Here is a 14,227-nt window from a genome sequence, read left to right as displayed (position 1 = left end):
TTATACCGCGTTGAATTCAAATTAGTTTCAATCGCTCTCTCCGGCGTGGTAGGAACTGCGGACGAGAGGCCCCGATCGCACGTGCTCAAACCCCATCTCCCGCGCGATCGACCCGAAACGGTCAAATTCGGTCGGCGTCCAGTATTTACGCACTGGGAGGTGCTCTAGAGATGGTCTCATGTATTGACCGAGGGTGAGCCGATCGCACTTGGCGTCCCGCAAATCAATCATCGCTTCGACTATCTCGGCTTCTGTTTCCCCGTGCCCCAACATCAAACCGGATTTTGTGGGAATAGTTGGGTCATATTGCTTAACAATACGCAGAACGTCGATCGAGCGATCGTACTTAGCCCCCCTCCGCACCGGCCCTTGCAAGCGACGCACCGTCTCAATATTGTGGTTGTAACAAGCCGGTTTAGCCTCCACCACCGTGCGAATCCGGTGTCGCTGCAACTCATCGAGGCCGGAATTCTCCCCGTCGGGGGCGGGCACAGGGGCACCGCCCCTACCCGTTCCCCCCCAAAAATCCGGCGTCAGTACCTCAACTTCAGTATGCGGGTTGAGAATGCGAATTTGGGCGATCGTCCTTGCAAACCAACCCGCACCCCCATCCGGCAAATCATCCCTCGCCACCGAAGTCAGCACCGCATACCGCAAACCCAACAACTGCACAGCCTCGGCCACCTTTTGCGGTTCCTCCGGGTCTAGGGGCATCGGAGAATGACCTTTATCTACTTGACAAAAAGCACAAGCGCGGGTGCAAGTCGGCCCCATCAACAAAAAAGTCGCCGTTTTTTGCGCGTAGCACTCGCCCCGGTTGGGACATCTCCCCTCCTCACAAATCGTGTGAATTTGCCGCTGTTTGATAATTTTTTGCACTTGGGAAAGTTCGCTAGCTTTGCCAACGGGCCTACGCAACCACTCCGGCATCGCCTCGATTTCACCCCGCATTTGGGCGGCAACTGCTTTGACAGTAGGAGTTTTAGGAGTTTGGGGCGACATAAAATTAAGTGGCGATTGAGTTAATTCCTTCGATCGTATCCGAAATCAAAGCCCCTGAACTTGTAGGAGTATCACCCGAAATCAGAATTGCGCCGAGGTGCAACAAAACTAAACTCGCCCAGAATTATGGGTAGAATTCTGTTAGGGATATACTGAAGGTTGCAAATCATCACTCATTCATTACTGAAGGAGTCAGTCGTGGCTGGTCAAAAAATCTTGGTAATCGATGACAGTAAAGTCATCCGCGTCCGAGTCCGAGAGATGTTGCCTCAGGGTAACTTTGAAGTTCTAGAAGCAAAAGACGGCGAAGAGGGACTCAAACTGATCCGTCAAGCCCGGCCAAATCTAATTATGTTAGATTTCCTACTGCCCAAAGTCAGCGGTTGGGAAGTGTATCAAAAAGTGCAAGCCCATCCTGAGCTTTCTAAGATACCTTTGGTGATCATGTCGGGCCGCGAAGAAGAGGTGATGGAAAAAATTCCGAAACCCTTTGAGAAGCATTTTTTTGCATTCATCGCCAAACCGTTTGAGAAGAAGCAGCTAACCGAGGCAATCAAATCGGCGATGGTACTGGCCAAAAAGAAACCAGTGCCGGAAGCCCCAGCCGCTGCGGCTGCAACCACCTCTGGAGCGGGCGCCGCCGAAATTCAGGCGATGACTCAGAAAATGGCGAAAATGCAAGCGGAAATTGATGCACTCAAAAAACAAATGAGTCAGGTGATTACGATCATCAAGCAGAAATTGAAATAATTCTGCTGTTTTTTGAAGGCACTTATGTAGAAGGAAACTTCCACACCGTGAAACTTTCAGTTGAATCTCAAGGGCTGCGATTTTATCTGCATCTTTTTGCCAAATTGTTTGAGCGAGTGCGCTCGCCAACAGCCTGCAACTGGTTTCTCAAAATCCCAGTGAGAAAATCAATTAAAAGTTAAAAATAAAACAAGGGAGGAAATTAATTATTAATTTATATTAGGATTTTTAATTCCCGCTCGTTCCACACTCAATTATCAACTCCTCAGTCTCATTTTTTTGGTTAATGACTAACGACTATTCCGATTTTTTGCCTCAACTGCGTGCCTCCACAGAGCAATTATTGAAAAGATTAGACTGCTTCGATCAAGCGCAGGTATTAGCGATCGGAGATTTGACCTTGGACGAGTTTCTTACCGGACAAGTAGAGCGAATTTCCCGCGAAGCACCTGTGTTGATTTTGCGCTACGAAAATACTCAGCAAGTACCAGGAGGTGGCGCAAATGCTGTCTATAATTTAGCCAAACTGGGAGGCAAAGTAAAAGTTGCTGGTTTGGTGGGAAAAGACGACCAGGGAAAGGCTTTGTGCGGTATTTTTGAGGCGGCGGGAATTGATACGGGTGGGATTTTAATCGATTCGCAGCGTCCAACTGTCACCAAAACTCGAATTTCCGGGCACGCGCGGCAGTCAGTGACTCAGCAGATTGTCCGAGTCGATCGCAAATCGGACGAGTTGCCGGATTTAGATTTGCAGTTGCAACTGGCAGACTACATCCGGCAGCAAATACCGACAGTAGATGCAGTGGTTTGTTCCGACTACGGCGACGGAGTTTGGACGAATTTGGCGATCGAATCGGCAGTGGTTCCCGGCAAAACAATTGTAGACGCTCAAATAAATTTGCAGCGATATTCTGGAGCAATGTTATTTACTCCGAACTTGCCAGAAGCCGAGCAAGCCGTCGGATATGCTATCAAAAACCCTCAAACTTTAATGCAAGCAGGACGCGATTTATTGAACTTAACTCAAGCTCAAAAAATCCTGATTACTCGCGGCGAAGAAGGGATGACTTTGTTTGAAAGGGCCAACGGCGAAGAAATCAAAAATTCACCCCCTCCAACATCCATTTGTGAAAAGGGGGAATTTGCCCTTCAAAGTTGGGACATTCCCCCTTTTAACAAGACTGATGTATTCGACGTAACCGGTGCTGGAGATACAGTTGTAGCAGCAATGACTTTAGCTTTGTGCGTCGGTGCATCTGGTTGGGAAGCGGCAGTTTTGGGAAATTTGGCGGCTAGTATTGTCGTGCGTCAATTCGGTACGGCAACGACGACAGCAGACGAAATGAAAGAAGCTTTGAAAGAAATGAGCAGTCAGTAGGCAGTAGGTAGGGGCGGTGCCTGTGAGTGCCCGCTACCAACTGACTAATGACTAATGACTACTGACTAATGACTACTGACTAACGACTACTTACTCTTTTTCAAAATTTGCCCCTTGTCATCAATTGTCAAACCGCTATTGGGAAAATCGCTCTTTGTCAAACGGTTAATCAACCCCACAGTCCTAAATTTGTTATCAACAGCCGGAATACCTCGCCCGTCAAGTTGGACGGGGATAATCTTACCAGAAACAAAATCCCCTTGCGGAGTCATTTTCACATCCAAAATTAGAGATTGACCGAGTGCTCCTGCTGAAGACAAAGTGCGATAACCCAAAAAATTTCCCAGGGAATAAGCAATCAATTTACCTTTATAAAGCTCCATAGCTCTGGTAACGTGCGGGCCGTGGCCCAGAATCAAATCGGCTCCCGCATCAATCATCGTCCGCGAAAACAAAACCATATTTCCCCGGTTTTCTCCGTAAAAGAATTCAGTTTTATTTCTCACATTCAGAGCTCCCGTTCCTTCAGCTCCAGCATGAACTGATATCACTACAATATCAGCGTTTTGCTTGGCTTTTTTGACAACTTCGGCTCCCGCTTTCAGTTCCAGCAAGGAATTGTGAACTTCGCCGTAGTTGCTGAAACCGATAAAGGCAAAATTGACGCCCTTGACATTTTGATACACAATTTGATCTCTTTTACCAACAGCCTTCATGCCATTGCTGTCGATGTTTTTAATTGTGTCATTAAATCCCTGCTCGTTAAAATCGTAAGAGTGATTGTTGGCAACATTCAAAATATCAAAACCAACATCTTTGAAAATTTTGGCATAACTCGGAGGCGTCCGAAAGGCAAACAGCATTCGTCCGCCGCCTGCTTTGGAACTGTAAGGATAATCGGTCATCGTGCTTTCAAAATTGCCAAACAGAATATCAGCTCCTTGGAGGTAGGGTTTTACCGACTCTAATAACATCTCTTTTTTTGCCGGCAGTTTGTTGTAGGGATAATTTGTGCCGGGGATCATGTCACCAACTGCTTTGATGCTGACAGTGGCGGGCAAAATGGCAGGTTTTTTGGCTGCAGGGGAGGGCGGTTTTGGAGGTGGAAGGGGTTTGGCAGAGGCTGCTGGTGCTGGTGTCGCTCTCACTTCTTGTACCGCAGGCTTTGACGTTAGAGGGTTATTAGTAGCGGTGGTTGAGGATTTGTAAAGTTGAGAAGCCAGAACAAAGCCGGATATCGGCACGAGAATTAGACTCGCAGCACCGACTGACACCCCTGATTTTTTAGTTTTAGTGCCTGCTAATTCTGGCTGCGGTGATGGCTTTTGCTGCCTTTGATTTGGGGATTTTCGAGTTGGGATTTTAAGGGGTTGGGGCGGAGATTTTTCTAATGTTTGAGTGGTCGCAGTTGTGACATTTTGAGTTTTTTCTAGCTTGGGCAAAGTCACAGGAATGGGAGAAGCTGCTACACTAGCGGCTACTGCTGCACTCGCAGCTACTGCTGCATTCACGGCAACTAATGCACTCACGGCTGCGGGAGTCGGGCGTTTTTTTAATTCTACCGTCTGGGTCCAAGCGGGCAATTGCTCGCCGCCGCGCCGCCCGTAAACTGTCACTGAGTAAAGGTTATTTGGTTGCAGCCGCTGCAACCCTTTGACTGCGACTCGGAGACAGGCTTCTTCTGCAGGCAAATGTTCTGCTTCCAGCAGCAGGTGCAGGGTGTCATTTTCCCGGCTGGCTTTAGCCGTGACGCCGAAGCTTTGGAGTGCTTGGCTGATCAGAAATGCGATCGCCCTGGCATCGCCTTCTTTTGCTAAATTTAAAATATCTTGTTGGCTCACAAATGCCTCTACTCTCACACTAGAAATTTAGCTCGATCTTATATCAAATTTGGCGGCACAGCATTAAATACCGATTGATTTAACTTAAGTAAGTGGGTACAAATAAACAGAACGTTGGCAGAGGGCGCCTGCGTGAAACGGTCTACTCGCTCTCACTATAGCTCCTAACTAAATCCGACCCTACTTTTACAAGATAGTATGATTTTTGGCGCTTGCTAACTGACTACAATATTTCCTAACGGTTATCTTAGTCGATCGCCCAAACACTTCTATCCGGCATAATTGTCCCCTTCAAATTAACATCGGTCAAATCAGCGCTCTCTTTCTTACAGCATTTTTGGTAAATAAAACTGGTTTATGAGCGTCGAGAGTGCATCCTGGAATGTACGGAAAATATGCGGTTTAGCAGCGAAGAATTAACGAAAAAACCAAGTTTCTCCTTACCAGTGCCAATCCCCCTGTCCCACTTGGGCCCAAATTCACACAAAAACGATCCACCCGCAGGCTCGGAAGCTTGTTAAACTTTTGGTCATGCCACGCTATTAGTAAGAAATCGACAGCTAGCCACGATCGTCTGCTAGCGCCCTCGCAGTGCTGTGCTGCGGGGCCTGCACTGCACACTGCACGTAGGTGAGATGAGCTGCAATCAACTTTCGGGATGCCGCTGTTAAAGTCGTGGCCGCCGATGTAGTGGTTCGTTTTAAACTAATTATTTAAAGGAGTTGCACGTCAATGACACAATTGTGCTTATAAGATCTGGCTCAGTGCCCTCTCAAACCAGGGTTTTTAGCTAGTCTGGTGGTATTTGTAAGTTAGTTAAGCCCATAGCAGCTAGGATCGAGCTAACTCAAGGTTAAACTAAAGCTCGTCATGCGGCGTTGCCTCTCAAAACCCGGATTGAGTCTTATGGCGCATTACCGCTCCTCTGTATGTTTGTTCACCTGCATTGCCTGTCTGGGCGCTGCGTTCAGTCCAAGTGCCGACGAAGGACACCAGGTACTCAATGCCTCCTACCGGGCTGTTTCCGAAGAAATTGCTCAGGCGAACTCTCCCCCGGACGATCGCCAGGATTCCAAGCCTCCAAAACCGTCTCCAGCGCCCGATAAAAACAAATCTCAGCCGTCCAAAACATCCAAATCTAATTCTAAGATCCCGAAATCGGTATCCAATTTGATCGTCATTTTGTCTCGTCAGCGGGGGTTCTTAATGTTGGGTTTGGCAGCAGTTGTCGTTACGGCAGCGGCAGTATTTATCATGCTCAAATTAGTTAGCAGTGACGAGTCAAATTATCCTAAGCGAAGACGGGGAAGATTAGAGCGCCACAACCAAAAAAACTCTCAATTTACTAATCCCGACTCTCCTACAAACTCGCACGCAATTACACAGCAAGAGGGTTCTTTTGGGCGATCAAAACCGCTGTCAGCCTTTCCTTACCCTTTGGATTTGCCAAAAGACAACAGTCTCGAAAGCAGCGATCGACCTTTTAGCAAGGAATCCGGGGAACCAGAATCCGAGGATGCAGCAGTCGAGGGCGATCAAATTAATTCCGACACCTCGCCCTTGGAAACTCACAGCAATGGGTACAGCAGTACAGGTTTCAACATTCCCGAAACAACTAATCAAGGCGATTCCCTAGCGAAGAAGAAAGGTATTGCCCTTCCCGAAACGGATGGTAGACCTAAAGTTGATATTATTGAAGCACTGATTGAAGATTTGCAGCAGCTAAATCCCGCAAAGAGGGGCAAAGCAATTTGGGAACTAGGCCAGCGGGGAGATTCCAGAGCAGTTGAGCCGTTGCTCGATTTGCTACCAAATTCCGACTCGAAGCAGTACAGTTTAATTTTGGCAAGTCTCTCGGAAATTGGCATTCGCACGCTCAAACCCATGAATAATGCCTGGTCAATTTCCCTGCAAAATGAAAATCCCGAAGTGCGTAAAAATGCAATTCGGGACTTGACGCGGGTTTACGAATTGGTGAATCAAATCAGTTACTTGTTGCACCGTGCGACGGACGATCCCGATCCAGAAGTTCAGGAAACTGCTCGCTGGGCAATCAATCAGTTGAACCGCCTCCGTCCGCGTTCTGGGATGGATTAATAAATGTAGCAATTTTTAAATAATTTAAAAATAGAGATTTGAGATGGGATAATTTATAATTTAGATTATGTTAACATTAGTGAATGCTGACTAATGACTAAGGACTAATGACTAATAACCATTTAAAACTATTGTTCCTGTCAACTTCTGTCGGTCAACTAGGTTCGGGGTTGGGTGGCGGTGTCGAACTTACAGTCCTTAACATTGCTAAAGAATTGCAGAGTCGTGGTCATAAGATAGCAGTTGTAGCGCCCATAGGTTCAGTCTTAGAATCAATTCCAGTAATCGAAATAACTGGTGATTTGCAAGTAACCGCCCAAACACAAGATTACAATGATCCTATTGTGATGCCCGCAGATTCTGTGCTGGCGAATATGTGGGAATATGCTCGCCAAGTTCAGGATGAATGGGATGTCATTGTTAATTTTGCCTACGATTGGCTGCCGTTTTATTTGACACCATTTTTTAGGACTCCGATCGCACATTTGATCAGCATGGGATCCCTTTCCGCAGCCCTCGATCGCATCGCCGGACAAACCGCCCTCAAGTTTCCTAGTACGATCGGAGTTCACACCGCTTCTCAAGCCAAAACATTCGCCTTTGCCGATGAATGTCAGTTGTTGGGAAATGGCATAGATTTATCCCTGTACAAATTTTGCGACAAACCGCAGTCTAAATTAGCTTGGCTAGGCCGCATCGCCCCGGAAAAAGGCGTAGAAGATGCAGTAGCAGCAGCGAAAATTACAGGCATTCCCCTGAAAATTATGGGCAAAATGCAAGATGAGGATTATTGGCAAAAAATTTGTGCTGATTACCCGGATGCTCCGGTAGAATATTTAGGGTTTCTGACAACAACTCAAATGCAAGAGCAAGTCCGAGAGTGTCAAGCATTGTTGATGACACCACGTTGGGTGGAAGCTTTCGGAAATGTCGCGATCGAGGCTTTAGCGTGTGGTGTGCCTGTGATTGCTTACGAGCGCGGGGGGCCGGCGGAAATTGTTAGAGACGGACTGACGGGCTTTTTAGTGGCTCCTGATAGTGTAAATGGGTTGGTAGGTGCGATCGCCCGCTTAGACCAAATTGACCGCAGCGCTTGCAGGCGACAAGCAGAGGTAGAATATTCTTTAGCAGCTTTGGGCGATCGTTGTGAACACTGGTTCAAATCTATTCTCAAATTGAGTTAAATAAACTCTTAAGCGACCAGAAAAAAAGGAAACAGAAAAAAACTATGGCAACCGAACGTTTAGTGCTTTTATCCAGTAGAGAAATCGAAAAAATGCGCCAAGCAGGCCGTTTAGCTGCCGAACTTCTGCTACATCTCGAACCAATGGTTAAACCGGGTGTCAGCACTTTAGAAATTAACGACGAAGCCGAACGTTGGACTTTGGCACACGGAGCCAAAAGCGCTCCGCTAGGCTATAAAGGATTTCCCAAATCTCTGTGTGCAAGCGTCAATGAAGTAGTCTGTCACGGCATCCCTAATGCGAAACAAATTCTTAAAGAAGGGGATATTATTAATATTGATGTAACGCCTTTAGTTGATGGTTATCATGGCGATACTTCCAAGACTTTTTTTGTCGGGAAACCTTCACCGGTAGCGAAAAAGTTAGTTGAAGTAACCGAGGAATGTTTAAGAAGAGGAATTGCGGAAGTCAAACCGGGTGCTCGTACCGGTGACATCGGTGCAGCGATTCAAGAATATGCTGAAGCACAGGGCTTTTCGGTAGTGCGAAATTTTGCGGGACACGGGATTCACCGAGTCTTTCACACTGAACCGGAAATTCTGCACTACGGCAAGCGGGGCACGGGAAAGAAGCTCAGACAAGGCATGGTTTTTACGATCGAGCCGATGATTAATGAGGGTACTTGGGAAGTGGAAATTCTCGCCGATGGTTGGACATCTATCACTAAGGATGGAAAGCTTTCGGCTCAATTCGAGCACACTCTGGCTGTGACTGATTCTGGGGTTGAAATTCTAACTTTGCCGTAGCAATCATTAACAAATAATCTCAAAAACTCACTCCTAAATCAATAATCAACGAGATCCGGTAGGGGCGGGTTTTACCGACAATATCTAACGATAATCAACAATCTAGATAAACCCGCCCCGCCACAACCGATAACCCAAATCAACCTGAAATTTGCATCGAATCCGAAAATGTAGGTTTGTATTTATGGGGGGGTGGGGGCGGGTTTTCGAGATAGTCTGTTTTAGTCATAAATTGTCTGTAAAACCCGCCCCTATAGAATTACGCTCGATTCACCAAACACGATATAACTAATAACTAATAACAAATGACTGACCTAAAATTTCTGCAACCAGGAGATTTGCTCAAAGTAATTGCCCCTAGTGGCACTTTGCGAGAATCAACCAACTTTGAAAAGGGTGTAGAAATTTGGAAATCTCGCGGCTATCGAGTTGAATTAACACCGGGTTTTGACGATCGCTGGGGCTATTTGGCAGGTTCCGATGAAAACCGCGTCCGACAGCTAGCAGAGGCCCTCAATGACCCGAATTGTCGCGGTATTCTGTGTGTTCGTGGCGGTTTCGGCAGCACTCGACTTTTGGAAAAAGGAAATGTGGGAAAGGCGGAAAATTCCCAATTTCCAACTCCTGATTCCCATTCGCCGAAATGGTTAATCGGCTTTTCAGATATTACTGCTTTGCTGTGGAATCAGGCTAAATTGGGTGTTTGGGGCGTTCACGGGCCGATGCTGACAACTTTGGCGGATGAACCGGATTGGTCTGTCGATCGACTTTTTGACTGCATAGAAGGTCGTCCCTTACAATCTTTGCAAGGGAAAGGATGGGGCAGCGGGAAAGCCACCGGGCGGCTGTTTCCGGCGAATCTGACGGTAGCTTCTCATTTGCTCGGAACCCCGTATCAACCGGATTTGACCGGGGTTATTCTCGCATTTGAGGATGTTTCCGAGGCTCCTTACAGGGTCGATCGAATGCTGACTTTGTGGCGGATGGCGGGAGCTTTCGCTGGGGTGCGGGGCATTGCTTTGGGGCGCTTCAGTCGCTGCGAGATTGAGCCGAGTATTCCCAGTTTTAGCATTGAAGAGGTTTTGCGCGATCGGCTGGGGGACTTGAATATTCCGATTGTCTCGGATTTGCCCTTCGGGCACGAGGGAGTTAACGCTGCTTTACCGATGGGAATTATGGCGAGTCTCGACGCTGAATCGGGATTGCTGATTTGTGGCGATCGATCGCAACTTTAGATTAGGGATCAACGTCTATAACTTTAACATGAGATTTTGCACCAGCTAAATAGCCGGGTTGGGTGAGGTTGACACGGTTGGCAGAAATTACATTTAAAATGGATTGTGTATGCAAATGTCGGCACAAAAAAAGCAAAAAGATTTTAAAATTTTCGAGAGGTTGATATGAGAACTCACAACTTGTTAAACAGTATTGCTGCCGCTGTGCTAGTTGCAGGATTGGCACTCACTGGCATTTCGTCTAGTGCAGTTGGCGAACAGATACAGAATAACGATCGCATTGACGGAGTAATTCGCCGTACTTCTCCGATCTACCGTTTTCGGAATATGTGGACACCAGGCTCTCCGACAGAAGAATTGCGTGGCCAAGAATACACATTCAACGCTCGGGAAGGCGACAACATTGAAGTGTTTTTAGATACAGATAGAAGTCGCGGTTTTACTCCCGTGATGGTGTTGTTTTACGGGAACAACAAACAAGTCGCTTTTACGCAAGACCGTTCTTTTAATTATCAAATTCCCCGTAGTGGCGATTATAAACTGTTAGTGTTAGCAAAAGATGCAGCCAGAGGCGGTAGCTACACGCTGGAAGTTTCGGGAATTGATGGGGGCGACAGACGATCTCGCAATTCGCGGGACGATTGGTATACGAGGCGAGATAACGATCGAAATGACGGTCAATATGACAGAGCACAGCTTCTGCAAGATGATTTTGACTTGCGGTCTGTTGATTGTCGCGAGAGACGTTCTATGGTGAGAGTAAGGTTTGACGATGGAAATCAAGACTCGACTTACTGCGCTGTCCCGACTAGAAGGTTTCCGGCGGGAGATTATTACTACAATTCGCGGACTAGAGATTTAGATTCGGCGAGGCGGAATGATAATAGATTCGATGCGGGCCCAGATCAATGTCGGGTAGTGGTGGGCGGAGTCTGCGTGACTAGGTAAGTTGTTTCTTCTCAATGCGAGGACTATTTCTTGTCATTGCGAAGACTGTTTCTTGTCATTGCGAGGAACGAAGCAATCGCAGGATTTGTGCTTCATCGGTTCTATATTTTGGACTATAGCGCGGGTTCATCAACCCGGTTTCTTGGTAGAAATCGGGTTTCTTTGCCTCGCTAGTGTCCATTCAATTAGTTTCCTCAGCGAGTGGAGAGTATGTTCGTGGTGCCTCTGGATCATGTCCAGAGGCATCAATCCTGTTAGCACTATCCTGGTGAACAAGGAGATGATATGGTAGTCAAGTGCTTAGGTTTGTTTGTAGGTATAATCCTTGGCTTGTACCTTGCGTACTGGTTAAAGGTACGCCTGAATATCAATTTAAATGTAGCAGGAAATGAACACTTCCCCTCCTTCATCGAAAGGAAGTCTCATGGGTTAGTTAAGTGTAGGTGGTTCCCCAACAGCCATCACTGTAAGTAGATAATGTTTCCATTCAATTAGTTTCCCCAGCGAGTGGGGAGTCTGTAGAGTAACACCTATACCACGCTCCATGAGGGGGTTTCCATTCAATTAGTTGCCCCAGCGAGTGGGGAGTGATAATTTCGATGCTTCTACAATGGAAGCAGTCAGTTTCCATTCAATTAGTTTCCCCAGCGAGTGGGGAGTGAAGCTCTCAATCTTTTTGGAGAAGATACTGTGCTGTTAGTTTCCATTCAATTAGTTTCCCCAGCGAGTGGGGAGACCTCCATCAGACACCCTATACAGCGCAAGATGTCCAGAGACCATTTGCGAGGGTTCCCAAAATATCCGTCAAAACTCCTTCAACCCCGCAAAAAAAAATCGCTGAAACCCTTGCCCAGCAATGCTGCGAGGGCATCGATGAAATACCGTCGTTCCAGCGATTTTTCATTCCTAAGCTACATCTTGGAGAGCCGATCGCGAATTGTTCGGAGATTTTTTGATAACGCTCATGCTGCCGTCGGTTTCTAGCACGACTGCTTCGATTTCTTCGATCGACGCGCTGCCCGTCCCCCGAATCGCCGCCCGAATTTCCGATTCACTCACGCGCTGCTGCCGCATCGCCACAGGCAGAAATTGGCCTTGGCTGAGCAGCATAGTAGGTTCGGCTTTGATGAGATTTTTTACCCACTTTACCCGCACCGCAAGCCACGTGACGATGAATTGCAGCCCGATGAGTAAGCCGAGTCCGAAAACGCCCTCGACCAACGAAACGTCTTTTGACATGATGACAGTCGCCAGCGTCGAACCAAGCGCGATGGTAACGATGAAATCGAAGGCATTCCACTTCGACAGAGTTCGCTTGCCGGAAACTAGCAGCAAAAAAATCAGCGCGGCGTAAGCGGAAACGCCGATCGTCAAAATCCGAATTATTTCAAACCAATTGTCAAAAAACATATTTTTATCTCGCCGTGCTGATTTTGGGCGCTTTGCTGCTGCAAAGAGTGCTAGATGCTTCGTCTGCTTGAGGTCGCGGTCGCGGCTTCTGTTAGTTTGCATTGTCATTGTAGCAGAAGGGTGGATGTGAAAATTCCCTATTAACAAGAGTTTCAGCTATTAAGAATTCCTTGACCGTGCCAGAAGGTTGCTATCGAACTCAGCCACTCCCCTGATCTCCCTCCCCGCTGACAGATGAATTTTTTGTCAAAAAGGACGATCGCACAGTGGTAAGCTACCAAAGGCATTAAAATACCTAAATCAGAGAAAAGTTAAGATGTCAGCATTAAATGAAGTTCCCTTGTTGTTGCGGGCAGCCCGCGGCGAAACCCTAGACCGCCCGCCCGTGTGGATGATGCGTCAAGCCGGCCGCTACATGAAGGCTTATCGAGATTTGCGAGAAAAGTATCCCTCGTTTCGCGAACGTTCCGAAATTCCCGAAGTTGCGATCGAAGTTTCCCTCCAGCCGTGGCGCGCGTTTCAACCCGACGGCGTAATTCTGTTTTCCGATATTGTCACCCCCATGCCGGGTTTGGGCATCGACATGGACATCGCCGAAGGCAAAGGCCCGATTATCCACGCACCCATTCGCACTCAGCAGCAAATCGACAACCTGCAACCGCTGAACCCGGAAGAAAGCTTGCCGTTTATCAAAACAATCCTCAAATCCCTGCGCGAGGAAGTCGGCAACAAATCCACCGTGCTCGGTTTTGTGGGCGCGCCGTGGACGCTGGCGGCTTATGCGGTTGAGGGCAAAGGTTCTAAGGATTATGCCATCATCAAAAACATGGCATTTTCCGATCCAACTTTACTGCATCAGTTGCTGTCGAAATTCGCAGATGCGATCGCCGTTTACGTGCGCTATCAAATCGACTGCGGCGCGCAAGTAGTGCAAATGTTCGACTCCTGGGCCGGCCAACTGTCCCCGCAAGACTACGACACTTTCGCTTTACCCTACCAGAAACAGGTGTTCGAGCAAGTCAAAAAAACCCATCCCGACACCCCGCTAATTTTGTTAGTCACCGGTAGTGCGGGCCTCCTCGAACGCATGACAACATCCGGCGCGGATATCATCAGCGTCGATTGGACGGTTGACATGGCCGACGCGCGCCGACGTTTGGGCCCCAATATGAACGTTCAAGGAAATCTCGATCCGGGCGTGTTGTTTGGTTCTCAACCGTTTATTCGCGATCGAATTCTTGATACAATTCGCAAAGCTGGTCATCGCGGACACATCCTCAATTTGGGACACGGCGTATTACCGGGAACTCCCGAAGACAACGTGCGTTTCTTCTTTGAAACGGCAAAACAAGCGGACAAATTGCTTGCAGTTGCTGCTTAATTTGATTTGGTTTCGATTATATAATCGGAGCGAATTCGGTTTAACTGGTTCCCAGGCTCTGCCTGGTGAACCCATATCCAGAGGCTCTGCCTCGCGTAAAATGGAGGCAGAGCCTCCGGATATGCGTTACCAAGTCAGAGCCTGGTAACGAGTAACAACAACACACAATATTTGTAGGGACACGGCAATGCCGTC

General features: G+C 47.6%; 11 protein-coding genes. 8 read left to right on the top strand and 3 right to left on the bottom strand.

The window, feature by feature from the left end:
- Positions 1-27 precede the first annotated feature (27 nt).
- Positions 28-1,002: a lipoyl synthase gene (locus QUA36_RS13890; protein WP_333458058.1), complete on the bottom strand. Its 975-nt coding sequence runs from the start codon at positions 1,000-1,002 to the stop codon at positions 28-30.
- A gap of 198 nt (positions 1,003-1,200) precedes the next feature.
- On the opposite strand from QUA36_RS13890, the gene QUA36_RS13885 reads away from it, so the two are divergent.
- Positions 1,201-1,752: a response regulator gene (locus QUA36_RS13885; protein WP_333167264.1), complete on the top strand. Its 552-nt coding sequence runs from the start codon at positions 1,201-1,203 to the stop codon at positions 1,750-1,752.
- A 286-nt stretch (positions 1,753-2,038) separates the two neighbouring features.
- Positions 2,039-3,130, top strand: a complete 1,092-nt coding sequence (locus QUA36_RS13880) for a PfkB family carbohydrate kinase (protein ID WP_333167266.1) — start codon at positions 2,039-2,041, stop codon at positions 3,128-3,130.
- Positions 3,131-3,216: 86 nt separating this feature from the next.
- Here the strand turns inward: QUA36_RS13880 and QUA36_RS13875 are convergent, their stop codons facing one another.
- The gene (locus QUA36_RS13875) at positions 3,217-4,971 is read right to left on the bottom strand and encodes a CapA family protein (RefSeq protein ID WP_333453910.1); all 1,755 of its coding nucleotides are present in this window, start codon (positions 4,969-4,971) and stop codon (positions 3,217-3,219) included.
- A 906-nt stretch (positions 4,972-5,877) separates the two neighbouring features.
- Here QUA36_RS13875 and QUA36_RS13870 point away from each other — a divergent pair.
- The 5 genes from QUA36_RS13870 (at position 5,878) to QUA36_RS13850 (ending at position 11,241) form a co-directional block, all read left to right on the top strand.
- Positions 5,878-7,068: a HEAT repeat domain-containing protein gene (locus tag QUA36_RS13870; protein WP_333167270.1), complete on the top strand. Its 1,191-nt coding sequence runs from the start codon at positions 5,878-5,880 to the stop codon at positions 7,066-7,068.
- Between the two features lie 107 nt (positions 7,069-7,175).
- Positions 7,176-8,252, top strand: a complete 1,077-nt coding sequence (locus QUA36_RS13865; RefSeq protein WP_333458055.1) for a glycosyltransferase family 4 protein — start codon at positions 7,176-7,178, stop codon at positions 8,250-8,252.
- 44 nt (positions 8,253-8,296) lie between these two features.
- Positions 8,297-9,058: a type I methionyl aminopeptidase gene (gene map / locus QUA36_RS13860; RefSeq protein ID WP_190659689.1), complete on the top strand. Its 762-nt coding sequence runs from the start codon at positions 8,297-8,299 to the stop codon at positions 9,056-9,058.
- Between the two features lie 305 nt (positions 9,059-9,363).
- A complete protein-coding gene (locus QUA36_RS13855) occupies positions 9,364-10,293 on the top strand; it encodes an LD-carboxypeptidase (RefSeq protein WP_333458053.1) in 930 nt (309 codons plus the stop codon).
- A 165-nt stretch (positions 10,294-10,458) separates the two neighbouring features.
- Entirely contained in the window at positions 10,459-11,241 is a 783-nt protein-coding gene (locus QUA36_RS13850; RefSeq protein ID WP_333167276.1) for a hypothetical protein, read from the top strand.
- A 906-nt stretch (positions 11,242-12,147) separates the two neighbouring features.
- On the opposite strand, the gene QUA36_RS13845 is transcribed toward QUA36_RS13850, so the two are convergent.
- Positions 12,148-12,753 carry a YetF domain-containing protein gene (locus tag QUA36_RS13845; protein WP_333458051.1) on the bottom strand — a complete coding sequence of 202 codons (606 nt, stop codon included), beginning with the start codon at positions 12,751-12,753 and terminating at the stop codon, positions 12,148-12,150.
- 214 nt (positions 12,754-12,967) lie between these two features.
- On the opposite strand from QUA36_RS13845, the gene hemE reads away from it, so the two are divergent.
- Complete coding sequence (gene hemE, locus QUA36_RS13840) at positions 12,968-14,032, top strand: uroporphyrinogen decarboxylase (protein WP_333046489.1); 1,065 nt, start codon at positions 12,968-12,970, stop codon at positions 14,030-14,032.
- Positions 14,033-14,227: the final 195 nt, after the last annotated feature.

This window comes from Microcoleus sp. Pol10D4, assembly GCF_036701555.1.
Classification (GTDB): Bacteria; Cyanobacteriota; Cyanobacteriia; order Cyanobacteriales; family Microcoleaceae; genus Microcoleus.
The sequence above is the reverse complement of the archived record's forward strand: the minus strand, read 5'-3'. Positions and strand labels throughout refer to the sequence as shown.